This is a genomic window from Bacillus sp. AY18-3 (genome assembly GCF_008042305.1).
Lineage (GTDB): Bacteria > Bacillota > Bacilli > Bacillales > Bacillaceae_G > Bacillus_A > Bacillus_A wiedmannii.
This window is the reverse complement of sequence record NZ_QKQR01000036.1, coordinates 23,893-47,300: the sequence shown is the minus strand read 5'-3', so window position 1 is coordinate 47,300 and position 23,408 is coordinate 23,893. Positions and strand designations below refer to the sequence as shown.

Here is a 23,408-nt window from a genome sequence, read left to right as displayed (position 1 = left end):
TAATAGGAAGAAACTTTTTTATTTTGTAGAGGAAATTTCAACTTTCTTTCCAATATGTATAAGACATATTGAAAAGAGGAGAGAAAAATGTGGATCGAGGAATTTTTAAAGAGGTTCCATTACCGTGTGCATTTTTGGATGAAGTGGCTTTAGATGGAAATATTCAATCGATTATAGAATTAAGTGGGAATAAGAAGATTCGTATAGCGAGTAAATCGTTACGTTCTGTTCCAGTTATGCAAAAGATTTTAGCTACAAATGATCGATTTCAAGGTATTATGTGTTTTTCACCTAGAGAGGCTTTGTTTTTAATTAAACAAGGATTCAATGATTTATTGCTCGGATATCCTGCTTATGATAAAAGGGCTTTACATGAAATAAGTTTGCTAACAAAGCAAGGCCTCATTATAACTTGTATGGTGGATTGTGAAGACCATATTGTCTATTTAGAAAAAATTGCTGAGAAGTCTAAAGGGTGTTTTCGTGTTTGTTTGGATATTGATATGAGTAGTCATTTTTTTCAATTTCATTTTGGGGTCAAAAGATCACCAGTAAAAGATGTGCAAAGTGCTTTGAAAATAGTGAGAAGGGTAAAAGAATCATCATTTTTAATACTAGATGGTGTAATGGGATATGAAGCCCAAATTGCTGGGGTAGGAGATCACATACCGAATCAACGAGTGAAAAGTAAAGTGATTTCGTATTTGAAGAAGAAATCGGTGTTAGAAGTTAAAGAAAGAAGAGGACATATCGTAAAAGAAATACAAAATCTAGGCATTGAACTAAGGTTTGTAAATGGGGGAGGCACAGGAAGTATAAAAACAACTGAGCAAGATAATTCAGTTTCAGAGATTACAATAGGTTCTGCTTTTTACGCTCCGAAACTGTTTGATTATTATAAAGAGATCGAATTTCATCCAGCTGTCGGATTTGCCTTACCAGTTGTGCGGAAATCAGACCCGTTTATTTACACTTGTCTAGGCGGTGGATATATTGCCTCAGGCGCAATTGGGAAAGATAAAGAACCTGAGGTTTGGAGGCCAAATGGTGCAAAATTGTTAGCTTTAGAAGGTGCTGGCGAGGTACAAACACCGATTTTTTATAACGGCGAGGAACGAGTAGAGATAGGAGATTCTATCTTGTTTCGCCATAGTAAAGCTGGAGAATTATGTGAGCGGTTTCCTTTTTTATATCGTGTGAAAGAAGGAGAGATTGTTGGGGAGTATTCAACATATCGGGGGGATGGTCAATGCTTTCTATAAAGGGGCAAAAATGGAGAAATTGGACAGGGAATGTAGAAGGAACGCCGCATTATACGATGTATCCAGAAAGTATACAAGATGTAGTAGAAGTTGTAGGGCTTGCGCGAAAAAAGGAGAAGAAAATTCGTGTTGTCGGTTCAGGGCACTCGTTTACACCTCTTGTGCAAACGGAAGAAATTTTAGTTTCTTTAGATGAATTGAAGGGCATTGTGAATATTGATGCGGAGAAGATGACCGTTGAAGTATGGGCAGGAACAAAGCTATATGACCTAGGAAAGTTACTTGAAGAAAAAGGTTATGCACAAGAAAATTTAGGGGATATTGATTCGCAATCTATTGCAGGAGCGATTAGTACGGGAACTCATGGGACGGGTGTTACCTTTGGGAGTTTATCAACACAAGTTATAGAGATTACCGCAGTTTTATCTACAGGTGAGAGTATAGTTTGTTCGGAAACTGTGAATGTGGAATATTGGAGAGCCTTTCAGTTGTCGCTTGGGATGCTAGGTATCATTGTAAAAATAAAATTGAAAGTTATCAGGGCGTATTCACTTGTGTATGAAAGTGAAAAACAGTCACTATCTACTGTAATGAACAAATTAGAAGAATATAAGAAGAATCGCCATTTTGAGTTTTTTGTTTTTCCTTATTCAGATGAAGTACAAGTGAAATTTACAAACGAAACAACGGGTAAAAAAAGTGATTTGAAATGGCATAAACTAAAGGTAGAGTTGCTTGAAAATAAGATGTTTTCTTTGTTATCTAAAGGATGTAAATGGTTTCCTTCTATAAGTAAAGGAGTAAGTCGATTATCGGCTAAAGCTGTACCGAATACAAAAATAATCGGCTCGAGTTATGAAGTGTTTGCTACATCGCGTGCGGTTCCATTTTATGAAATGGAGTATAGCGTTCCTTCAAAGTATATGCGGACCGTTGTAGAAGAAATTTCAAGCCTTATTGAAAAGAAAAAGTATAAAGTGCACTTCCCAATTGAATGCCGTTATGTGAAAAGGGATGACATATGGCTCAGTCCAGCGTATGGAAGAGATTCAGCGTATATAGCTGTTCATATGTATAAAGGTATGAAGTATGCTGCTTATTTTGGTGAGGTGGAGAAAATTTTTCTAAAGTATGAGGGACGCCCGCATTGGGGAAAAATGCATACGTTAACGTACGAAAAATTACAAAATATATATCCAGAATTGCATTCGTTTCTAAAGGTGAGGAAGTTATTAGATGAAGCAGAAATGTTTTCAAACCCTTACACAAAAAAATTATTTACGATTATGAAAAAAAGCTGACAAAGTATTACTTGTCAGCTTTTTTTAGTATGATTGCATTTCTTGTTTGACTAATTCGCTCGTAAAATAGTAACTTATCACGACTAAATACATGTAATAAAACATGAATAATAAATAGACCGTTAATTACGAGTTGGAATAATAGTATAACTACTAATACTAAAGGCTCTTTAAGATTTAAGATAGAGCTACTAGAAAGAATATAATTGATTCCACCTAAAACGAAATAGAATATACCGTAACGGATGAATAGTTCCTTCAACGTAATACGATCTGATTTCCCTTTCACATAAATACGAAGCAATGCTTTACCAATTGTCTTTCCATTCGTAAAGTATGGAATGATAATAAAGTAAATAAAGATCGAACACGTTATGAAAATGAATTCGTATATGTTCGTGTAAGATTGAATATTAGAAACAAAGAAGGAATTTCCTTTGTTTTTAATGACAGGTACAACGATAGATAAGAAAATCCAATCAATTTGCATCGCGATAAAGCGACGAACGAATCCGACTGGTTTTGTTTCCAAATCAATATGACTATCTAATTCGTTTGCTTTCGGAAGGAAGTACGTAAATATTGGTGCAATGATAAAGCCAATTACGCCGCCTAATGTATTTAAAAACAGATCGTCTATATCAAATAAGCGGTAGGCACAATTATATATACCGTATAGTCCAGTCACTTGTGTTAGCTCGAAAAAGAGTGAAAGACAAAAAGAAATACAAATTGTTTGTAAGAAACTACGTCGGAAATAATAACGTAAGTACATACCAAATGGAACGGTTAATAGAACGTTAAATGCTACTTGTAAAAACGCAGATTCTTTTAATAGGTAGAAATAAGTAGCTGGTTTCGTTAAAGTTGCCGAGGTATGATTACTAATTTCTTGTATGAAATAAAATGGCGAGAGTTGCATGTGCTGCGTATTAGCCGGTTGTAGGCTACAAGTATCATATGTTTGTGGTAACGGCAAAATCACAAGAAAATAGGCATTTAATAAGTAAAGTAATAGTGAGTATAAAATAAATGAACGCCATTTATTTAAATAACCATACTTTCGGTAGTTAAATATTAAAAAAGGTATTAAGAGAAACATTGCTAAAATAGGAAATAAAATAAATGCTGTTTTTACTGGAAATAAATATGCAGTCAAAATGAAGCTCCTTTCAATGAAAATTCGTTTATCATTATAACGTTAAAAGAGCCTGAAAACAAAATTAAAATATTTCGAAATGGAAAAAATTACAAATCTCAATGGAATTAAGTTATATTAAATTTAATATAAGGATATTATGATTATTATAAGTTGAGAGAGGGTACAAGATATGCGATATGAGCTTTTTTCTGTAAGTGGGGATCATATTACAACTTTTGAAAGTGCATGGCGTTTTCAGGAGGGAGAACAGATTTTTGTTCATGATGATCAAACAAAACGAAATTTTATTATTATCCACCTAACGCATGATGTATTTCAACAAAATAAACATGTTATTCGTTTGTATTGTCAAGAAAAGAAAGTATACGCATAAAAGGGCCCCTCTTACTGTACAGAAAGGTAAGAGGGGTTTTATCATTATAAAGATATAAAAAAGCGAGTCATCCTAGTTTAATAGAATGACTCGTTTTTCGATTTGTAAGTTGAACTTTATAAGAAAATAAGAGTAAGTACACCTACGATAATGCAATAGAAAGAGAAATATTTTAAATTTCCTTTTGCCATAATGTTCATAAACCATTTTAAAGAAATATACGTCATGATAAATGTTGCGATAAATGCAACGACATATGGTACGAATAATGTGTCTAGATTTGGATCTTTTGCAATGTCTGTAATACTTAGTAATAAACCACCTAAGCTAACAGGGATATATAGTAAGAATGAGAAACGAAGAGCTGTTTCTTGCTTCATACCAAGTAACATCGCTGCGACGATTGTTGCACCTGATCGGCTTATTCCAGGAATTAGTGCGCAAGCTTGTGCTAATCCGACGATGATTGCATCTTTCATAGAAAGGTCGCCATCATTTTTACGCCCACGCAAGTTTCTAATAATCCAAAGGCCGACAGCAGTAATAAGGAGGGAAATCCCAACCATCTTCACACCTTTTAAGTACTGATCGATGTAATCTTTAAATAAAAAACCAATAACACCTGCTGGAATGGTCGCAATAACAAGATAAATAATAAAGAAGAAATCTGATTTTGCGTCTTCTGCTCTTGTAAAGATATAAGATAGACCATTCTTCGTTAGACGAATTAAATCATTTCTATAAATAAGTAATACAGCTAATAATGAAGCTGAATTAACAAGTAGTTCGAAGCTGAACCCTTCTATTTTTAGTCCTAGCAAATGTTGTGCTAAAACGAGGTGACCACTTGAAGAAATCGGAATTGGTTCTGTTAGCCCTTGGAACAGACCGAGAATTAAATATTTTAAAATGTAGTGAAATTGTTCCATAATAACCTCCTTGTTTATTAGTCGAAAGAAACAACTTGTCCATTATAACAAAGATACGGATGAATATTGAGAAGAAATAAATATTCGAAATATAATAAAAATCCCTTATAAAAGTATAAGGGATTTTTATTATTAATGAGAAACTACTGTTTCTTCAAGACTTTTCGTTAATTGAACATCGACTTTCTCAGCATCATGAATGTGATTCATAATAGTAGTATTTAACTTTTGGAACATTTGTTGTGTATTAGCGAATTCACGTAATATATCATCATTACAAGATTTTTGGTTTTCGATAGCTTTAATAACATTGGTAGCACCGTTTTGTAACGTTTGAATCATAATTAAAATATTTTCGATTCTAGCGTTTGTATCGGCACTCATTTCTACACCTTCATCGACTAAATGTAAATTATCTTTTGTGTTATCGTATGCTTTTTCAATTTCTTCTTGAATTTTTTTCGTTAAGTTGCCTATGTTCTTTGTACTTTCCGCTGTACTTTCTGCTAGTTTTCTTACTTCATTAGCAACGACAGCGAATCCTTTACCGTGCTCTCCAGCACGAGCAGCTTCAATACTCGCATTTAAAGCAAGTAAATTTGTTTGTGCTGCAATGTTTTGAATGACTTCTACAATTTGCTCGATTTCTTTTGAACGTTCACTTAAATGATTCATACTGTTAGACGTACGCTGAGATTGTTCACCTAATTTGTTAATTACAATAAGTAAACGGTGAACAGATTCTTTACCTTCATTAGAACAGTCAATAATTTCTTCAATAGATTGAATTAAGCTTTGTTCTTTTTGTAACATTTCGTTATTCAATTCATTGGAATGTGTCGTGCGCGTTGAAACATTTTCGAAACATAAGTTTAATTGTTGAACTAAATTTTGAAGTGTATGGTGCTGGCTATTTACAAGTTTATGTTCTTGAACAACGCTTTGTACACGATCGTGGATAGAAGAAATAGTCTCTTGTTGTTCGATATCCTTTTGTTTTAATTCTGCTTCTAGTTCTTGTATACGACTTTCTAATTGATCAATTTTATGTTGGAGTGATTTCTTTTGAGTAAACATATATTTATTTCAACCGCCTTTAGAAGTTATATTTTCTCTATATTTGGATTTTAGCATCTTTTATAATTTTTAAATATAGGAATTGTTAAATATTTAAGAATCTATTACATTTTATGCATAATTCCCTTTTTTTCGTCATGAAAAATAAACTGTATTTAATGGTATTGTAAACAAACTGTAAAATAAATCATGTATAACTGTATAAGAAGGGAGTCGGATTATGAACTATTTTAAGCGAATCAGTAGTCTAGTATTAGCAGGAATTATCGTTCTTTCTAGTACAGTCGCTGTTAAAGCAGAGTCAAACGACGAGAAACTTAACAACATGCAACAGCAATTGCAGCAAAACGATGCAGAAATGCAAAAGAAAGAGCAAGAGAAGCAAGCTGTTAATAAAGAAATTAAAGGTATCGAAAACGAACTACATAATTTAAATAATACAATTGCAAAAAATAAAGAGGATCAAGCTGCTATTCAACGTAAAATTGATGAAACACATAAGCAGATTGAGCAAAAAAAGAATGAAATTGTCGTTTTAGAGGATAAAGTCCTTGCTCGTAAGGATATTATGAGAAAACGTATGGTTTCTGTTCAAAACAGTTCAAATACAAGTTTAGTAGTGGAAGTTGTAGTAGAGTCAAAAAACTTTGCAGATTTCTTACAACGTATGAACGCAGTTTCTACTATTTTAGAAGCTGATAAAGAAATTTTACGTCTACAAGAACAAGATCTTCGTCAAATTGAAGAGGATAAGAAAACAATTGATGAAAAAGAAGCATCTTTAGTAGTAGACAAACAAAAATTAGCAAAAGCACAAGCTGAGTTGCAGGATAACTTGAAAAAGCGTCAAGATAACTTACAAACAGTTCAAGCTAAATATAATCAGGTTGCAAGCCAACTTAATTTAGCAGCAGAAGAAAAAGCTAAAATTGAGTCAAATATGAAAGCAGTTCAAGAAACAATTGCTCGTGAGCAAGAAGCGGCAAGAATTGCAGCAGAAGAGCGTGCAAAAGCAGAAGCGGCTGCAAAAGCTGAGCAAGAAGCTTTAGCTAAGGCACAGGCAGATGTTGCTGAAAAACAAAAGCAAAAGCAAGAGCAAGAGCAAGCTAGTAAGCCAGCTCAAACTAAAAATAATAATTCAAGTGTAGAACCTGCGCAACCTTCTAAGCCAACTGCTGGTGGAAGAGAAATTTATGTACATGCAACAGCTTATACGGCAGACCCAGCTGAAAATGGTTATGGACCAGGTCAACAAGTATATTCTGCATGGGGAGGCTATAATTTAACTGCAAACCCAGGAATGAAATTAATTGCGGTGGATCCATCTGTTATTCCATTAGGTTCTCGCGTATATGTTGAAGGATACGGAGAAGCAATTGCAGCAGATACTGGTGGCGCGATTAAAGGTCACAAAATTGATGTTTTAATGCCAGATAAAGCTTCGTCTAGTAAGTGGGGCAGAAAAAATGTTAAGCTTACAATTTTAAACTAATACGTAATCCAACTTTACAACATGTGAAGTTGGATTTTTTTTGTAAAAATAATGTTAAGTTGAGTTTACATTTTGTTAAGTTTATCATACAATCTCAATGAGAGGTGGTAAAATTGACCATTTTAAATAGAGTGAAGGAATTAAGAGCTCGGTTTAATTTTTCGCAAAGTGTATTAGCAGAAAGGGTTGGAGTGACGAGACAAACAATCGCTGCAATTGAAAAAGGGGATTATGTCCCTTCACTTTTATTAGCACTTACGATTTGCGATGTATTTCAGTTAAAGATGGAAGATGTGTTTGTTTTAAATAAGGAGGGGGAGAATGATGAATAAAATTGCTGTTTCTTATATTGTAAATGTGCTGAGATTTGTGATTGCTTGTTGGGCATTTATTGAACTCTATTATGCTTGGATAGAGCTGGCAAATATTATTGAAACTGAGAAATTGCCATTTGAAGTAACAATCAATATGATACCATTAGGAATGTTAACAATTGTAGCTATTATAACGACGATTTTTTATAAAGTTCAAAAGAAGAAACATAAAGCACTTTCTTATTGGATGTACCCGTTATTATTTCCACAGACAGATGAGCGGGAAAAAGAAATCACGCAAAAGGCGTGCCGAACAACATTTATTTCATTCTGGTACGGAGTAGTTATTGCTATTGGATTTTTAACACTTTCTCCTGTAGCTAATTTATATATTCCTGGATATCCGTTATATATTTTATTTTTCATGCTTTTTGTTCAAATGACAGTCTTTTACGTATCATTATACAGAAATAAATTAGTCTAAAAAGAAACCTTCTTGCATTAGCAAGAAGGTTTCTTTTTAGCTTACACTTGTACATATAGCAATATTATCTTATCATTTTATATAGAGTAAGATTTTGTAAGGGAAAGGAATTGTATATGAATAAGCAAAGAATTTATAGTATAGTAGCAATCCTTCTATTTGTTGTAGGTGGTGTGTTAATCGGAAAGCCATTTTACGATGGATATCAGGCTGAAAAGAAACAGACTGAAAATGTGCAGGCTGTTCAAAAGATGGATTATGAAAAACATGAGACGGAATTTGTAGATGCTTCGAAAATTGATCAGCCAGACTTAGCAGAAGTAGCGAATGCATCATTAGATAAGAAACAAGTAATTGGTCGTATTTCGATCCCGAGTGTTTCATTAGAACTTCCTGTTTTAAAATCTTCTACTGAGAAAAACCTATTATCAGGTGCAGCAACAGTAAAAGAAAATCAAGTAATGGGAAAAGGGAACTATGCATTAGCAGGACATAATATGTCTAAAAAAGGTGTTTTATTTAGTGATATAGCTTCTTTGAAAAAAGGCGATAAAATGTATTTGTATGATAATGAAAACGAATATGAGTATGCGGTTACTGGTGTATCTGAAGTAACTCCTGATAAGTGGGAAGTTGTAGAGGATCATGGGAAAGATGAGATAACGCTTATTACATGTGTATCTGTTAAGGATAATTCTAAGCGTTACGTTGTTGCTGGTGATTTAGTAGGAACAAAGGCGAAGAAGTAAAAAAGAAGGTCAACTCTTTAAAGAGTTGACCTTCTTTTTTACTAATGTTGAGAAATAATAGAATATTTTAGTTGGTATTTAAGTATTTTTCTATTTATGTATAATAAAGTTAGAATTCAAGATTTTGGGAGGAACAAGAGTGAAACAACAGGTGAAGAAACTTCTTTTAACAACAAGTGTAGCGTTATTGGTAGCTCCAATTTCAGCCTATGCGCATCCAGGGCGTACAGATGCTAATGGGGGACATACGTGTCGTACAAATTGTGAAAAATGGGGATTACAGTACGGGGAATATCATTATCACAATAAGCCAGCTTCTAGTAGTGGTGCAACGAGTCCAGCTCCTAGCCCAAATAATAATGGTGCTGTAGAAGCTGAAAGACAAGTAGAAGCGCAGCGCAGTGCTGAGGCTGAAAAACAACGTGCCGCAGAGGCGCAGCGTAAAGCTGAAGAAGAGAGACAACGTGTAGCGGAGGAACAAAGAAAAGCAGAGGAAGAGAGACAACGTGTAGCTGAAGAGCAAAGAAAAGCAGAAGAGGCACGTAAGCGAGAGGAAGCACAGCGTCAAGCTGATATGGAAAAAGGGCAGCTTGAGGGACAAAAAAGTGGAGAGACTGATTTTAAAGCAGGGAAAAATGATGCGGAATCACATTTAGCTGGAAAATCAGATACATATAAAGAAGCATTCAAAACTGCATATGCTGCATCTTGGTCTTTAGAAGAGCAGAAGAAAACGTATTTTGAAAAAGGAAAAGGGCAAGGTTTAGCACAAGAGACGATGGAAGATAGTCAAATTGCTCCGGAGTTTAAGCCGAACTTTGCAGAAGGTTTCCAAGTAGGGAATAAAGAAAGAACAGAAAAAATTGAAAAAGAGCAAGCTGAACTAGGGGAAAAGGCAGGTAAGGAACTAGCTGGAAAGAAACCTGGAAATAGAGAGAAAGATGTGTATGTGAAGGTGTATGAAACAGCTTATGAAAAGGGCTATAAGTCTACAAAAAAAGCAGTAGAAAAGGCTGGCTATAAGTATGCATTTGAAAACTATGATTTGAAAGTTCCTGCTAAGTATGAAAAAAATGAATCGTTAAAGAAATGGTTTATTGAAGGATTTAAATCAAATAAAAAAGCAGCAGAAATTAGAGAAGAAGGATATAAAAAAGGAGACAGTTGGCTTGCATTCTTCTATAAGAATTTTGTGCCAAGTGAATATAAAGAACATAAAGAGCTGTACGAACAAGCGATAGAAAAAGGTAAGAATGCATAAAAAAAGATGAGGGGAATCCCTCATCTTTTTTTAATCCATCCATTTCACTAATCTCTTAGAAATTAATAATAAAACAAAACCTAACACAATTGCTACAGCTCCGATTACTGTAAATACTTCAGCATATCCAAGTGAAGTTGTGAAGCTTGCAAGTTGTCCGCCTAAAATGTTAGCAATTCCTGAGCTTGCTAACCATACTCCCATTAATAAAGAAGCAAGTTTTACTGGGGCAAGTGCACTAACCATTGATAGTCCAACAGGTGATAAGAATAGCTCACCTAACGTATGGAAAAGATACGTAAAGACGATAAATAGTAAGTTTGCTTTTTCTGTAATGTTATGTTCATCACTACCTGTTTTTAATGTAGCGATAACGAGAATGATATAACCGATACCAAGCAAGATCATACCAAGTCCCATTTTAGTTGGGATTTTTAAATCCCCGCGCTTGCGAGTTGCAAGTTTTGCCCATAATGCTGAAATGACTGGAGCAAGTAAAATAATAAATAATGGATTGACCGATTGGAACCAAGATGTTGGAACTTCCCATCCGAACACAGAGCGGTCTACAAATTTGTTTGTATATAATGTTAATGAGCTACCAGCTTGTTCAAAGCCAGCCCAGAAGAAGACAACGAAGCATGTTAAAATGACGATAACTGCGGTACGTTGTTTTTCTTTTTTTGTTAACGGTGTATCTCCTACTGATGGTTGTCCATCTGTTGTTTGCAAATCACGAGTTGGTTTTTTACCGATATCACCAAGGAAGCGATTTGATAATGTTGTAAATAAAATTTGTCCAATGATCATTCCAATTGAAGCGGCTAAGAAACCGTAACGGAATCCGTAATGTACAACGCCATCAACTGTTGTTTTGAATAAATTTTCTGATAAAAATCCACAAACGAGTGGAGCTAAAAATGATCCGACGTTAATACCCATATAGAAAATGGTAAATGCACTATCACGTTTTGGATCGTTCTCTTCGTATAATTCCCCAACCAGTGTAGAGATGTTCGGTTTGAAGAATCCGTTACCGATAATAATAAGCGCTAATCCGAGGTATAGGCCGGCTTGGTTTTGCATGGCAAATAGTGTAAGGTTACCAATTGCCATTGTTATACCACCAATTGTGATCGCTTTTCGTCTACCTAGGAACCGGTCTGTTAAGTATCCACCAATCATTGGTGTGAAATAACAGGCTCCAGTGTAAAATCCGTAAATGGATAGTGCCCACGCAGGACTAAACCCAAGACCACCGCTTACTAAAGCTGTCGTTAAATATAATGTTAATAATCCTCGTAATCCATAGTAACTAAATCTTTCCCACATTTCTGTAAAGAAGAGTAAGTATAAACCTGGAGGATGTTTCTTTTTTCTTTGTTGTTCTCTTTCTAGTTGTATCGCTGATTCCATGTTATTTTCCTCCTGACACAAACAAAAACAAAGTTAATAATTTTGTACATTTAATATTTTACCTTATTAACTATTATAAGTCAATAAAGGTTGATTTTTCAGAAGAAATTGGAAAAGAGGGATAGCTATAGAATGGGTGTTTCTTTTATGTTAGACTATGGACTATGTTTTCTTTGTTAGGAAGCGAATTATTGCACTTTTTTATATGTGAAATTGATTTCATAAAAGATGAAATTAAAGAAGGAGAAACAAATGAAATTGTTACAGAAAAAAGAAATTTTACTGATTAGCCTTATGTTATTCTCGATGTTCTTTGGAGCGGGGAATCTTATATTCCCACCTTTCCTTGGGTATGAAGCAGGAGAACATGTGTGGATTTCATTAATAGGATTTATTATATCAGCAACAGGTCTTCCTATATTGGGTGTTATCGCTATTGCGAAAGCGGGAAGCTTTCAAACGTTAGCGGGGAGGGTTCATTCTTCATTCGCCATTATTTTCCCATGTATCGTGTATTTATTTATTGGACCAGGTCTTGGTATACCACGTGCAGGAAGTTTAGCTTTTGAAATGGGACCAGGTCAGTTCTTCACAGAATCGGGAAGTGTAGTTTTATTATGTTACACGGTTATTTTCTTTAGTATTGTGTACTGGTTGAGTTTATCACCGTCTAAATTAATGGGGTTGTTCGGAAAAGTTTTAACACCGTTATTATTAGGGATGATTGCCCTTATTTTTATAAAGAGTATGTTTACATCAGTAGGCAGTGTGAAAGAGGCTGCTGGAAACTATGGACAAGCTCCTATGTTCCAAGGCTTTTTAGATGGATATTTAACAATGGATGCGCTAGCCGCTTTAATTTTTGGGATTGTTATTGCAAATGCTCTTCGTGCAAAAGGTGTTGAAGATGATAAAGGTTTAGCGAAATATATGAGTATTGCTGGAATTGGTGCAGGACTATTATTATCTATTATTTATGTCATACTTGGATATGTTGGTTCAATTAGCGGTTCGTTAGGTACATTTGATAATGGGGCGAACGTGTTAGCGCAAGTTATGACTACATTATTTGGACAAGGCGGAGTCGTTTTATTAGGTCTTATTTTTACGATCGCGTGTTTATGCGTTTCAATCGGGCTTGTTACATCTTGTAGTCAATTTTTCGCAAGTGCATTTCCGAAAGTAGCGTATAAAGTTTGGGCATTTATATTAAGTTTTGCTAGTATGATTTTAGCTAATTTAGGATTAACACAAATTTTAAAAGTATCAGTACCGATTCTTGGATTTATTTATCCAGTTGCATTAACACTCATTATTCTAGGGTTATTCCATAAATATATTGGAAAGTATGCATACGTATATGCAGTAACTGTTGGGATTGTAGCGGTATTTAGTGCAATCGATATTTTCAATAAAAATGTAATGATGAATCAGTGGACGTCAATATTGAAATACATTCCGTTTTATACAGAAGGTGTTGGATGGATTGTTCCAGCTATTATAGGTGTTTGTATTGGTGTCATCGTTAGTGTTGTTCTAAATAAGAATAAATGAGTAAAAAGGTGTTTTCCTATTTCGGAAGACACCTTTCTTTTTTTAGGAAAAATAGTATTGAAAATGAATAGACTAAGAGTATGATAAAGATAATTGGTAATATATAGATTTTGAATGAATGGTGAGGGGGGAGCGTATGAAGGAGGATTTAAATAAGAAAATAGAAGCGCTCGAAACGGCAATTGAAACAATTCAAGAAGCGCTTTTTGAATTGAAAGCAAAACAAAGAGAAATAGAAGTAGAAAATGCTCAGCAACATGTTAGTAAAGAAAAGAAAGAATATATTGAAACGGTAATGGAGGAAAAGCCAAAAGAAGAAGTAGTTACAATAAAGGAGCCCGTGCAAGAACGTGAGGTAAAACAAGTAGATATATCTGCATTTAAACCAGAACCATTTAATATTATTAAGTTTTGCCAAACTTGGTTGCCACGTATATTTGTCGGCATTATGTTACTTGGAGTAATCTGGTTATTTAAAGCAGGGGTAGATGCTGGATTATTAACACCTGTAATACGAATTGTGTTTGGTATTGTCCTATCAATCGGTTTTTATTATATAGGTGATATTCAAATTAAACGAGAGCGGCAAGCGTTGGGTTTAGTATTAGCAGGAGGAAGTATTACGGGTATAGTTTTAACGACATTTGCGGCGCATTATTTATATGGATTTATTCCAGCAAGTGTTGCGTTTGTATGTAATATTGCATGGGTCATTTTAGGTATTTATGTAGCGAAGAGGTATCAATCGGAATATCTTACTATATTCGTAGCCGTAGGAGCGTTCTTCGTGCCATTCTTATTAAATAGTACGACTCCTAATCCCTATATTTTCTTTGGATATGAGACGATACTAACACTTAGCTTATTATGGTATGCGTTGAAAAATCGTTATCAGTATTTATATATGATTTCTTATGCTGTTGCTGCTATTGTCCTTTTTGTTTTCTTTGCTATTATGTCAATGTTAGTAGAGGATTTGCAAATACAGTTAACGGTTGTTTATGGTTTGATTCACTTACTATTATTTTGGCATATGTTTACGGAGAGAAGTTTTATATTAGAGCCACGCTTGGCGATATTTAGTGCGAATGCAGTTCTCTTTATATTAGCCATTTCAAAAATACCTGAATTTACAACATGGGGATTAATGATTAGTGCACTCGTGCACGCTACTATGTTTGTGTTTGAATATAGGAAGAATAGACATTCTACATTTACAAATCTTTTATTTGGTTTCGCAATGGGTGCATTTAGTTTAGCGATTTTATATGAGTATAGTTTAGTAAATGCAGCGATTGTATTATTATTGCAAGGTTTCCTCGGTATGGTGACGGCTATTAAAGTAAAACAACAGGTGAAATTGTATGTTAGTGCGACGATTTACGGGATTGGAATGATACAAACTATTTTTAGTCCGTTTGATCATTTCATTTCAGCTGGGTTTGTTGCCCATATTATTTTAATAGGTACATTTTATTACTGCATGAAACAAGCGAAAGATGTGTTAAGGAGCTTCGGAAAATATGTTTATTCTATAACGCTCTATTGGTTTATGGTTATCGTATTTATTGCAATTACTAGAGTCGGTGAAGTGCTGTCTACAGATGGAAGTATAATAAGCGTATCTGTATCGTTATTATGGATGGTATATGCATTATTTGCCGTTTGGCTTGGACGGAATAAAAATATAAATGAAATATTGTATGCCGGCTTAGTCGTGTTAGTCGTAACGATAGGGAAGCTATTCCTTCTGGACTTACCAGAAGTATCGATGATGATCAGGGCTGTGTTATTCTTAATTGTAGGAAGTATAGGTATCGTTATTTCAAGAATGTTTTTCTCGAAAGAAGAGAAGTGAGAAAAAGGCAATCCGCATGCGGATTGCCTTCTTCATTATTTCTTATCAATTATTACAGTTTCATTGTATTTCGCTGTCGTATTTTGGCGTAGACGAAGAGTTGCTTGTCCAGCAGTATTTGGATTGATTTGTACATTTACAATCTTCTCAGCAGAACCTAAGCTGTTTGTTGTGAAAGAGAATGCACTACTATATCCAAAAGCAGATGGCCAAGAACCATTTGTATTTTGAACTTTTGCTACTTGTGTACCGCCAGTAGTGAATATACCTAAAGAGTAATTAGTGTATGTTGTGTTTGGTAATAAGTTATTTACTTGGATTTTTATTTGGAACACTTCATTGTTTGGTAGAGTGCTAGGGTGTGTAACTACGTAGTCGTTTGCTGTTACAGCACTGTTATAACCGTATGAACCTGATTTAAAAGTGTTTGTATTAAACCATTGATAACCTGCATTTGGCGCACTCCAAGGTTCAGGTTGTGGCTCAGTTGATAAGCTTGGTTGTTCAAATGTTTGTAAAGTGGTAGGTAAATCAAGTTGTAAACCATTTACTTGATCTAAACTTGTAAATGTTTCTTTATTCGATAGCCAATTTACGATATTTTCTAGTAAGATAGCATCGTTTTCTTCTTTATATCCATCGTAAGTTTTCTTTGTTTGGCCAGAATCTTCACGAACGTATTTTGGCGATGCATCTTCAACTGGAGAAGAATCACCGATAAAGGCAGCTTTTCCAAGCCCTACTTTTGCGATAGCGGCATAAGGCCCCTCTGCAACGCCACCGCCGTTATAAACACCGCTATCAACAGCATTATTCCATTTTGACGGGTTTTCTGGAAGATAAACAAGCCCTTTTGCTAGTTTTGGGTTTGTAATTGCTAGAGTTGAACCTGCATGCATTGCTACAGATGAAACACCTTTTGTAATTCCGAATGATTGTTCAGGTGACACAATATTTTTAGCTGCAACATCACCGATTGCATTGTAGCGGAAGCGAATACCGAAGTTGTCAGATAGCCAATCAGAGCTTTCTACTCCTTGCATAGCTTGTGAATTTACTTCATCACTTGACATTCCTTTTGCAGGGTTATCCCATGCACCGCGTCTATATCCATTAAATACTTCAGAAGAGTCCCAGCGATTTTTATTACGATCTGCATTATAATGGTCAGCGATAAAGAAAATACTACCGCCATTTTTCACGTATTGTAACATAGCATCTTGTTCAGATTTTTTGTAAGGAATATTTGCTTCTGGAACGATAAACACATTGTAGTCTTTTAAATCTTCGTATGTAATTGGTGTTGATTTACGTAGTTCTTTTACATGATAGCCATTTTGAGCAATACCATTTCCGAAATCAGAAAAGCCACCATCAATAACCCAGTCAGCGGTTCCGGCAGTTTGACCGTGTGTATTATCGAATAATACTTTTTTCCCATTGTTTTGATTTACAACTTTTGCAGCAATTTCAGGAGCTGGGTCTACAGAGCTTTCTGCATAAGTAGACGGTATGAACGAAGTCCCTATACTTAGTGTAATTGCTGTTGCTAAAGAAAATGTAATCCATTTTTTATTCTTCATAGAAGAATCCCCCTAATAATAAATATATGTGCTTTAATAATGTAATTTATTTTTCTGTAAAAATAAAGACGGAAAACATAAAAAATATTAAAAAATTGTAAAAATAACGTGAATTTTGTTGAGAAATATTTATATAGATTTAAAAACATCCCTTCCAAGTAATAAGGAAGGGATGTTTTGTTTAACTAATTTTTGAATTAGGTGTTTCATCAATTTTATGGAAACCTTTCATGTAATACACGATAGCTAAACCAATAAGCCAAATAGGACCAACAATCAATGCAATTCTTGTATCTTCTGAATACGCCATAATACCTAATACGAGTGCAAGGAAAGCGAGTGAGAAATATGAACTGAATGGATGTAAAGGCATTTTATATGTTAGCTTGTCCTTTTTATCAGTTTGCAAACCTTTACGAAATTTAATTTGAGCGATTAAAATGATCCCCCAAGTCCAAATTGCCCCGAAAGTTGAAATACTAGTCAGCCATGTAAACACTTTTGCGGGCACAAGATAGTTTAATATAACACCAACGAGTAAAACGATAGCTGTTGCTACAATTCCTTGACTCGGAATACCGTTTTTATTTAAACGACCAAATCTTTCAGGTGCTTTCTTTTGCTGAGCTAATGTAAATAGCATACGGCCTGTACTAAATAAACCACCATTACAAGAAGAAAGAGCTGCTGTTAATACGACAAAGTTAATAATCCCTGCTGCTTTTGCGATACCGATTTGCTGGAATGTTAATACGAATGGACTTCCTTTTTCCCCAAGTTCATTCCATGGATAAATTGCCATCATAACGAATAGAGCCCCAACGTAGAACAGTAATATTCTCCAAAATACGTTATCGATTGCTTTTGCGAGTGTTTTTTTCGGATTTTGAGCTTCACCCGCTGTAACACCGATTAATTCAACGCCTAAATAAGCGAATAACACCATTTGCATGGAGAGTAGTAACCCAGAAAAACCATTTGGGAACCAGCCACCATGTGACCAAAGGTTTGAAATACCAGTAGCGATACCACCGTTTCCAAATCCGAATAAAATAATACCAGCTCCAACAATTATCATACAGATAATTGTGACAATTTTGATGAGAGCAAACCAAAATTCAAGTTCTCCAAATACTTTTACAGATAAGAAGTTGAAAGCACTCATTAATAATAGAGCGAGTAAAGCCCAAGTCCAGCGCGGGATATCTGGGAACCAGTATTGCATGTAAATGCCAGCTGCTGTAATTTCAGCCATGCAAGTAACAACCCATAAAAACCAGTAGTTCCAGCCAGTAATATAGCCAGCTAGTGGTCCAAGGTAATCAGAAGCATATTTACTAAAAGAACCGGCAACAGGTTGTTCAATTGCCATTTCTCCGAGTGCTCGCATAATGAAAAAAATAACGAGTCCGGCGATCATATAACCTAGTAGAATAGAAGGGCCAGCTAGCTTAATAGCAGAAGCGGATCCTAAAAATAGTCCAACGCCAATAGCGGAGCCGAGCGACATTAAAGTAATATGTCGTTCTTTTAAACCGCGGTTTAAAGTTTCAGATTTGTTTGTGTGCTGCATAAGAAGAATCCCCCTTGTAGAGTGAACGATATTTGAATGCGTTTGCTAAATATTTAACTATTTCAAATTATAAAACATTTCTATCTGTTATGCTACAAAAATAATCATGATGAACTGTACTACATCTAAACTTGTCAGACTTAAATTTAAAATTCGAACTATTAGCGAATATATTGACTCTTCTTTTTATTGATTGTTAAGATTAAGTATTATATTTTCTCACATACTAGTAAGAAAAGAATATGTGATAATAATTCAGATGTAGGAAGGGTACATAACCATGTTTCAATTACAAAAATATAACACTTCTGTGAAGCAAGAGCTTTTAGCTGGCATCACAACTTTTTTTACATTTGCGTATATTCTTGTCATCAATCCGAAAATATTATCTGATGCAGGTGTACCATTTGATCAAGCTTTTACAGCAACTATTATTGCGACGGTTGTAGGAACGCTATGTATGGCGTTTTTAGCTAACTATCCAATTGTTATTGCTCCAGCTATGGGAATGAATGCGTATTTTGCTTATTCTGTTGTTCAACAGGCAGAGGGGATTACATATGTCATTGCGTTTTCAGCAGTATTTGTAACAGGTATCATTTTTCTTTTATTATCTTTCACTTCATTTAGGCAAAAGCTAATTGTCGCAATTCCTGATAGTTTAAAACATGCAATTGCAGGTGGAATTGGACTATTTATTGCTTTTATTGGATTACGCCTTTCTGGAATTATCGTTGATCATCCATCTAATTTAGTTACGATTGGTGATTTTCATTCTCCAGCCGTTATTTTAACTTTAATTGGTTTAATATTAGCGGCGGTATTAATGGCATTACGTGTGAGCGGTGCATTATTTATTAGTATGATTGTGACAGGAGTTATCGCCTTCTTTACAGGGCAACTGAAGTTTACGGATAAAATTGTTGCGATGCCTCATTTACCAGAGGGAATTATCGTTTCAAACCCAATCAATGCCTTTTCAGATGTAATTGAATACGGATTATATGGTGTTGTATTTTCATTTTTACTTGTACTGTTATTTGATACAACAGGTGCATTACTTGGTTTAATTAAACAAGCGGGTTTAATTACAGATAATACAGAGAAACGTTTTGGTAAAGCGTTTATTGCAGATGCAATTGGTGGGACTACAGGTTCTATCTTTGGAACAAGCCCAACAGCAGCGACGATTGAATCATCAGCTGGTATTGCTGCAGGTGGTAAAACAGGATTAACGGGTATTGTAGTTGTCGGTCTAACGATTATAACGGCATTCTTCAGCCCTGTGATTGCTTCTTTATCAAGTGTAGCCGCTATTACAGCTCCTTCATTAATTATTGTAGGTAGTCTAATGGCGCAAAGTCTTCGTGATATTAATTGGAATGAATTTGAAGATGCATTACCAGCATTTTTAATTTTTATTGGTATTCCGTTAACGTCTAGCATTGCGAATGGAATTGCAATTGGATTTTTAGTGTATCCAGTCTTAAAAATTGTGAAAGGGAAAGGGATGGAAGTACATCCGTTACTATACTTATTTACAATTTTATTTGGATGTCATTTATTCTTATAATATAGATATAGAAGAGGGAGCTTCTTATGGGAGGCTCTTTTTTTGTGTATAATAAAGTAAAAATCAAACGATTTTAGTAAAATATAAATTACCTAATGGAATATATATGTTACAATAAAGGCAGAGGAGGAACATGAATGGCTGTAAGTAAAATAAAAGTCGCGCGTGTTCAGTTAGATTTAACACAGCAACAATTAGCAGAAAAAGTAGGCGTTACAAGGCAAACGATTAGTTTAATTGAGAAGGGGAAATACAACCCGTCTTTAGATTTATGTTTGAAAATTTGTTATGCGGTAGACAAAACATTGAATGATTTATTTTGGGAGGAAGAGGAGTGAGGATTGTGAAAGATGAACGTTTAATGATTGAGGGGCTAAAACATATTAGACTCGTTTTCATCTTACAAAATATCGTCATACTAGGTATCGTTTTTTATCGCTACGTTTTGCAAGGTGCAGAATATGAAAGTGTTTCGGATTTATTAATGGTATTTATGGGCGGGATCGTAGTCATTAACTTCTTAAATTTAAAACATTCTGTAGAGGCATATGAGCATACAGGTGGAGTATCACGCAGCTATTTTATGAAATTATTATTTATTCCAGTAGGTATTGTTATTGGAATTTTAGCTATTTGTATTATTGTAACACCAGATATTGCTATAAAGGAAATTAGTATGACAGGACTTATTATGTTTGCTTGTTTTTTAGTTCCTAGTTTGTTTATATACATATATGTGAGAAAAATAAAAAGTGAAGATTGAAATATAAGAAAAGCTTTCCCATATTGCGGAAAGCTTTTCTTATATTCTTTTATACAGTACTTTATGAAGGCCAATCGGTTCAATTTCAAAGATTTCACCATGTTCCTGAAAGCCTAAGCGCTTGTAATAGTCAGCTACAGTAATTCGGCCATTACACCATAATATATTTGCTTTACGTTCTTGCAAGACTTGCTCCGCCTTCTGAATTAAGGAACTTCCAGCACGTTTGTTTCGAAATTCAGGTAATGTGGCCATTCCTCGTAGACGATAATGAACACCTGCTAGTAAGTCAGGGTATATCTCTTTTGAGAAGGAAGCGATACTAATTAGTTCATCGTTTATAAATGCGCCTAAGTGAAAGGTGTCTGTTTCATAGTCGGAAGAGTATTTACAATCTGCTAATGTTTGATTCGGGCGTAAAATTTTTTGACGTAATACGTAAGTTTCAGATCCCTCAATATTTTTCACGGTAATCATATTAACATCCTTTCTTATAAGGCGTTTTCTGTTAGTTGTATAAAGAAATAGGCAGGTGCGGCGAAAAGTCCGAGTATGCTAGCAGTTCCGAGAAGGAGTGAAAGTAAGAGGCAAGAGTATTTTATTCCATTCGATTTTTTCCATCCGTAACTACAAATTTCAATGCTAACACCGATGAGAATAATGGCAACGAGTATTTCCGCCAATAATAAAAGAGCTAAAGTTACAATAGACATAATGTGATCCATCCTCATAATATGTGATAGTAACATTTTACCATATGGAATGGAAAAAAATGCCCCTCAATTATGTAAGGGGCATTTTTTATTCTAATATGTTTTTCAACGTATCAATATGTTCTTTTGAACCTGTGACAAGCAATGTATCACCATGTTGTAGTCTCGTATCACCATGCGGGATTAATGCTTTATTACCGCGGTAAATTTGAATGACGAGTACATCCCCTAAAAACGGAAGGCGACGTAGTGCAACACCGTTATATGTATTGCTACGTAGTTCAACTTCACGAACTGTTTCATTTGCTGTTGTAATTAAGCGAACGAGACTCGGTTTATCAATTAGTGCACGTAACAGAATACGTGTAGAGTTAATTGTTGAGAATACGGCGATATGTTCTTGCGTTGCTTTTTCTTGTAGAAGTGGATCTTCTACACTTGCAATAACATGTTCAACACCTAGATCTTTTGCGTGTTCCGCCAATAATAAGTTTTGTTCATCATCACTTGTTGCAACAACAACGCGGTCTGCGTTAAATGCTGTTTGTTCAGTTAATGAAGCGATTGTGATGTCATCTAATTTTACGATAGGGAAGTCATGTGATTTCGCTTCCTCATCATTTATTTTATTTTGACGCATCATATAAAGTGTTACGTCATAATCTTCTCGTTTTAAATCAAGTGATAACGGAAGGGTAATTCTGCTCGCACCAATAATAGAAACTTTTGGTTTTGGTGTTTCTACTTTTGGGAACATCTTTTTAAATAATATAGGTGCAAAAATACAAGTAATAACTGCGCTTAAAATAAGGGAAGCAGATAAACTCGGACTGATGATTCCTAGTTTTTCACCAATTTGTGCAGCTGCAATAACTAAAGAAAGTGTCGATGTTAATAAGATGGCACTTCCTAGTACGATATTACGTGGATACCATTTTTGTAAGACGAGTGATGGTAACAGTTTTGAGATAAAGAGTCCTACAATTAAAATTGGGATCATTAGCATGCTAGAAGGTTCTTTAAAAATAGACCAAACTTCTAGATTCACACCAACCATTACGAAGAAAATAGGGATGAAGAAACCGTAGCCGATGGAATCCAGTTTTTCAATCATATCTTCATTTGGTGATAATAACGATACGAGTACCCCTGCTAAGAAGGCACCTAAAATATTTTCAGCTCCAACAGATTCAGATAACCCAACTAATATTAAGATGAGTGCAAAAACAGCTCGTGTATCAATTTGTACACTACCAGCTTTTAAGCTATCTAAGTATGGAATGTTTTTAAAGCGTTTTGCAACGAAGTAAATAACAATACCAGCGCCGAATAGAAGAAGAAGGAGCCACATGCTTTGGCCGCTTTCGGAATTTAATCCGACGAATACAGCGAGTAAAATCATTGTAACTAAATCTGCAATAACAGCGACTAATAAAATGATTTGTCCGATTGCCGTTTTTCCTAAGTTATTTTCTTTTAATGTTGGTACAACAACACCTAAAGAAATAGTTGAAATAATTAAAGTCATAAACATTGCATTATCCACGAATCCTAGCCATACGAATAGTAATGATAGGGCATAAGATAAGATGAAAATAAATAAGAAGATAATGCTTGCTGCTTGGAATGTGTTTGGTTCGTTTGTCGTATTCTTTTTCCCTTTTTGTTTAAAGATAGAAAAATCAATTTCTAAACCGCTTAAGAACATTAAGAAGATAAATCCTAGTGTCGATAAGACTTGAAGCCACATATCTGGCTCAATAATATTAAACCCACTTTTACCTACAAAGATTCCTGCGATGATTTCTGCAACAACGACAGGAAGTGCTTTTAATTTAAAGCGTTGTAACAAAAGGGGAACGAAAAACGCGATTGCAACGACAACCATAAGTGATAGAACAGAAGTATGATGTTCCATTGCGTTCTCTCCCTTCAAATAAATATAGTACCTATTTAGCCATATAATAGGTA

22 protein-coding genes are annotated in these 23,408 nt (G+C 34.8%); 13 read left to right on the top strand and 9 right to left on the bottom strand.

What is annotated here, in order from left to right:
- Nucleotides 1-89: 89 nt before the first annotated feature.
- Nucleotides 90-1,262: an amino acid deaminase/aldolase gene (locus DM800_RS25800; protein WP_147787923.1), complete on the top strand. Its 1,173-nt coding sequence runs from the start codon at nt 90-92 to the stop codon at nt 1,260-1,262.
- Nucleotides 1,250-2,563: a D-arabinono-1,4-lactone oxidase gene (locus tag DM800_RS25795; protein WP_048562917.1), complete on the top strand. Its 1,314-nt coding sequence runs from the start codon at nt 1,250-1,252 to the stop codon at nt 2,561-2,563. Before DM800_RS25800 ends, DM800_RS25795 begins: the two co-directional genes overlap by 13 nt.
- 7 nt (nt 2,564-2,570) lie before the next feature.
- On the opposite strand, the gene DM800_RS25790 is transcribed toward DM800_RS25795, so the two are convergent.
- Complete coding sequence (locus DM800_RS25790; RefSeq protein ID WP_097815114.1) at nt 2,571-3,722, bottom strand: VanZ family protein; 1,152 nt, start codon at nt 3,720-3,722, stop codon at nt 2,571-2,573.
- 172 nt (nt 3,723-3,894) lie between these two features.
- Between DM800_RS25790 and DM800_RS25785 the strand changes: the two genes are divergently transcribed.
- Nucleotides 3,895-4,098 (top strand): hypothetical protein, encoded by a 204-nt coding sequence (locus tag DM800_RS25785; protein ID WP_048562919.1) that lies wholly within the window; start codon nt 3,895-3,897, stop codon nt 4,096-4,098.
- Between the two features lie 116 nt (nt 4,099-4,214).
- Here DM800_RS25785 and DM800_RS25780 read toward each other — a convergent pair whose 3' ends face one another.
- Both DM800_RS25780 and DM800_RS25775 read right to left on the bottom strand, forming a co-directional pair.
- Nucleotides 4,215-5,027 (bottom strand): undecaprenyl-diphosphate phosphatase, encoded by an 813-nt coding sequence (locus tag DM800_RS25780; protein ID WP_147787922.1) that lies wholly within the window; start codon nt 5,025-5,027, stop codon nt 4,215-4,217.
- 132 nt (nt 5,028-5,159) lie between these two features.
- Entirely contained in the window at nt 5,160-5,840 is a 681-nt protein-coding gene (locus DM800_RS25775; RefSeq protein ID WP_370174618.1) for a methyl-accepting chemotaxis protein, read from the bottom strand.
- A gap of 484 nt (nt 5,841-6,324) precedes the next feature.
- On the opposite strand from DM800_RS25775, the gene DM800_RS25770 reads away from it, so the two are divergent.
- The 5 genes from DM800_RS25770 (at nt 6,325) to DM800_RS25750 (ending at nt 10,404) form a co-directional block, all read left to right on the top strand.
- On the top strand, nt 6,325-7,596 hold the full coding sequence (locus DM800_RS25770; RefSeq protein WP_147787921.1) for a 3D domain-containing protein: 1,272 nt from the start codon (nt 6,325-6,327) through the stop codon (nt 7,594-7,596).
- Nucleotides 7,597-7,709: 113 nt separating this feature from the next.
- Nucleotides 7,710-7,928, top strand: coding sequence for a helix-turn-helix transcriptional regulator (locus DM800_RS25765; protein ID WP_147787920.1), 219 nt, complete (start codon nt 7,710-7,712; stop codon nt 7,926-7,928).
- Complete coding sequence (locus DM800_RS25760) at nt 7,921-8,394, top strand: hypothetical protein (RefSeq protein WP_033657839.1); 474 nt, start codon at nt 7,921-7,923, stop codon at nt 8,392-8,394. The genes DM800_RS25765 and DM800_RS25760 overlap by 8 nt, the downstream gene beginning before the upstream one ends.
- A gap of 116 nt (nt 8,395-8,510) precedes the next feature.
- A complete protein-coding gene (locus DM800_RS25755) occupies nt 8,511-9,143 on the top strand; it encodes a class A sortase (RefSeq protein WP_147787919.1) in 633 nt (210 codons plus the stop codon).
- A 139-nt stretch (nt 9,144-9,282) separates the two neighbouring features.
- On the top strand, nt 9,283-10,404 hold the full coding sequence (locus tag DM800_RS25750; RefSeq protein WP_147787918.1) for a YHYH domain-containing protein: 1,122 nt from the start codon (nt 9,283-9,285) through the stop codon (nt 10,402-10,404).
- A 30-nt stretch (nt 10,405-10,434) separates the two neighbouring features.
- Here DM800_RS25750 and DM800_RS25745 read toward each other — a convergent pair whose 3' ends face one another.
- Nucleotides 10,435-11,820: a peptide MFS transporter gene (locus DM800_RS25745; protein ID WP_147787917.1), complete on the bottom strand. Its 1,386-nt coding sequence runs from the start codon at nt 11,818-11,820 to the stop codon at nt 10,435-10,437.
- 252 nt (nt 11,821-12,072) lie between these two features.
- Between DM800_RS25745 and brnQ1 the strand changes: the two genes are divergently transcribed.
- Together brnQ1 and DM800_RS25735 are read left to right on the top strand one after the other, a co-directional pair.
- On the top strand, nt 12,073-13,374 hold the full coding sequence (gene brnQ1, locus DM800_RS25740; protein ID WP_147787916.1) for a branched-chain amino acid transport system II carrier protein BrnQ1: 1,302 nt from the start codon (nt 12,073-12,075) through the stop codon (nt 13,372-13,374).
- A gap of 136 nt (nt 13,375-13,510) precedes the next feature.
- On the top strand, nt 13,511-15,232 hold the full coding sequence (locus DM800_RS25735) for a DUF2339 domain-containing protein (protein WP_147787915.1): 1,722 nt from the start codon (nt 13,511-13,513) through the stop codon (nt 15,230-15,232).
- Nucleotides 15,233-15,267: 35 nt separating this feature from the next.
- On the opposite strand, the gene DM800_RS25730 is transcribed toward DM800_RS25735, so the two are convergent.
- On the bottom strand, nt 15,268-16,815 hold the full coding sequence (locus DM800_RS25730; RefSeq protein WP_147787914.1) for a DNA-binding protein: 1,548 nt from the start codon (nt 16,813-16,815) through the stop codon (nt 15,268-15,270).
- A gap of 181 nt (nt 16,816-16,996) precedes the next feature.
- Nucleotides 16,997-18,388 (bottom strand): amino acid permease, encoded by a 1,392-nt coding sequence (locus DM800_RS25725; protein WP_087983295.1) that lies wholly within the window; start codon nt 18,386-18,388, stop codon nt 16,997-16,999.
- 280 nt (nt 18,389-18,668) lie between these two features.
- Here DM800_RS25725 and DM800_RS25720 point away from each other — a divergent pair, with 280 nt between their 5' ends.
- The 3 genes from DM800_RS25720 (at nt 18,669) to DM800_RS25710 (ending at nt 20,724) form a co-directional block, all read left to right on the top strand.
- Nucleotides 18,669-19,961 (top strand): NCS2 family permease, encoded by a 1,293-nt coding sequence (locus DM800_RS25720; protein WP_087983292.1) that lies wholly within the window; start codon nt 18,669-18,671, stop codon nt 19,959-19,961.
- 137 nt (nt 19,962-20,098) lie between these two features.
- Nucleotides 20,099-20,299 carry a helix-turn-helix transcriptional regulator gene (locus tag DM800_RS25715; protein ID WP_000301181.1) on the top strand — a complete coding sequence of 67 codons (201 nt, stop codon included), beginning with the start codon at nt 20,099-20,101 and terminating at the stop codon, nt 20,297-20,299.
- Entirely contained in the window at nt 20,296-20,724 is a 429-nt protein-coding gene (locus DM800_RS25710) for a hypothetical protein (protein ID WP_147787913.1), read from the top strand. Before DM800_RS25715 ends, DM800_RS25710 begins: the two co-directional genes overlap by 4 nt.
- A gap of 39 nt (nt 20,725-20,763) precedes the next feature.
- On the opposite strand, the gene DM800_RS25705 is transcribed toward DM800_RS25710, so the two are convergent.
- The 3 genes from DM800_RS25705 to DM800_RS25695 are packed head-to-tail and all read right to left on the bottom strand — an operon-like array spanning nt 20,764 to nt 23,355.
- Nucleotides 20,764-21,201 carry a GNAT family N-acetyltransferase gene (locus DM800_RS25705; protein WP_000633772.1) on the bottom strand — a complete coding sequence of 146 codons (438 nt, stop codon included), beginning with the start codon at nt 21,199-21,201 and terminating at the stop codon, nt 20,764-20,766.
- A 14-nt stretch (nt 21,202-21,215) separates the two neighbouring features.
- Nucleotides 21,216-21,473, bottom strand: coding sequence for a DUF4022 family protein (locus DM800_RS25700; protein WP_000926994.1), 258 nt, complete (start codon nt 21,471-21,473; stop codon nt 21,216-21,218).
- Nucleotides 21,474-21,525: 52 nt separating this feature from the next.
- The gene (locus DM800_RS25695; RefSeq protein ID WP_147787912.1) at nt 21,526-23,355 is read right to left on the bottom strand and encodes a monovalent cation:proton antiporter family protein; all 1,830 of its coding nucleotides are present in this window, start codon (nt 23,353-23,355) and stop codon (nt 21,526-21,528) included.
- Nucleotides 23,356-23,408: the final 53 nt, after the last annotated feature.

What these genes read in the sequence shown, in the direction of transcription:
- DM800_RS25795 (WP_048562917.1), top strand. Translation starts at nt 1,250, where the DNA reads ATGCTTTCTATAAAGGGGCAAAAATGGAGAAATTGGACAGGGAATGTA.
- DM800_RS25785 (WP_048562919.1), top strand. Translation starts at nt 3,895, where the DNA reads ATGCGATATGAGCTTTTTTCTGTAAGTGGGGATCATATTACAACTTTT.
- DM800_RS25780 (WP_147787922.1), bottom strand. Translation starts at nt 5,027, where the DNA reads ATGGAACAATTTCACTACATTTTAAAATATTTAATTCTCGGTCTGTTC.
- DM800_RS25775 (WP_370174618.1), bottom strand. Translation starts at nt 5,840, where the DNA reads ATGTTACAAAAAGAACAAAGCTTAATTCAATCTATTGAAGAAATTATT.
- DM800_RS25770 (WP_147787921.1), top strand. Translation starts at nt 6,325, where the DNA reads ATGAACTATTTTAAGCGAATCAGTAGTCTAGTATTAGCAGGAATTATC.
- DM800_RS25760 (WP_033657839.1), top strand. Translation starts at nt 7,921, where the DNA reads ATGAATAAAATTGCTGTTTCTTATATTGTAAATGTGCTGAGATTTGTG.
- DM800_RS25755 (WP_147787919.1), top strand. Translation starts at nt 8,511, where the DNA reads ATGAATAAGCAAAGAATTTATAGTATAGTAGCAATCCTTCTATTTGTT.
- DM800_RS25745 (WP_147787917.1), bottom strand. Translation starts at nt 11,820, where the DNA reads ATGGAATCAGCGATACAACTAGAAAGAGAACAACAAAGAAAAAAGAAA.
- brnQ1 (WP_147787916.1), top strand. Translation starts at nt 12,073, where the DNA reads ATGAAATTGTTACAGAAAAAAGAAATTTTACTGATTAGCCTTATGTTA.
- DM800_RS25735 (WP_147787915.1), top strand. Translation starts at nt 13,511, where the DNA reads ATGAAGGAGGATTTAAATAAGAAAATAGAAGCGCTCGAAACGGCAATT.
- DM800_RS25730 (WP_147787914.1), bottom strand. Translation starts at nt 16,815, where the DNA reads ATGAAGAATAAAAAATGGATTACATTTTCTTTAGCAACAGCAATTACA.
- DM800_RS25725 (WP_087983295.1), bottom strand. Translation starts at nt 18,388, where the DNA reads ATGCAGCACACAAACAAATCTGAAACTTTAAACCGCGGTTTAAAAGAA.
- DM800_RS25720 (WP_087983292.1), top strand. Translation starts at nt 18,669, where the DNA reads ATGTTTCAATTACAAAAATATAACACTTCTGTGAAGCAAGAGCTTTTA.
- DM800_RS25715 (WP_000301181.1), top strand. Translation starts at nt 20,099, where the DNA reads ATGGCTGTAAGTAAAATAAAAGTCGCGCGTGTTCAGTTAGATTTAACA.
- DM800_RS25705 (WP_000633772.1), bottom strand. Translation starts at nt 21,201, where the DNA reads ATGATTACCGTGAAAAATATTGAGGGATCTGAAACTTACGTATTACGT.
- DM800_RS25700 (WP_000926994.1), bottom strand. Translation starts at nt 21,473, where the DNA reads ATGTTACTATCACATATTATGAGGATGGATCACATTATGTCTATTGTA.
- DM800_RS25695 (WP_147787912.1), bottom strand. Translation starts at nt 23,355, where the DNA reads ATGGAACATCATACTTCTGTTCTATCACTTATGGTTGTCGTTGCAATC.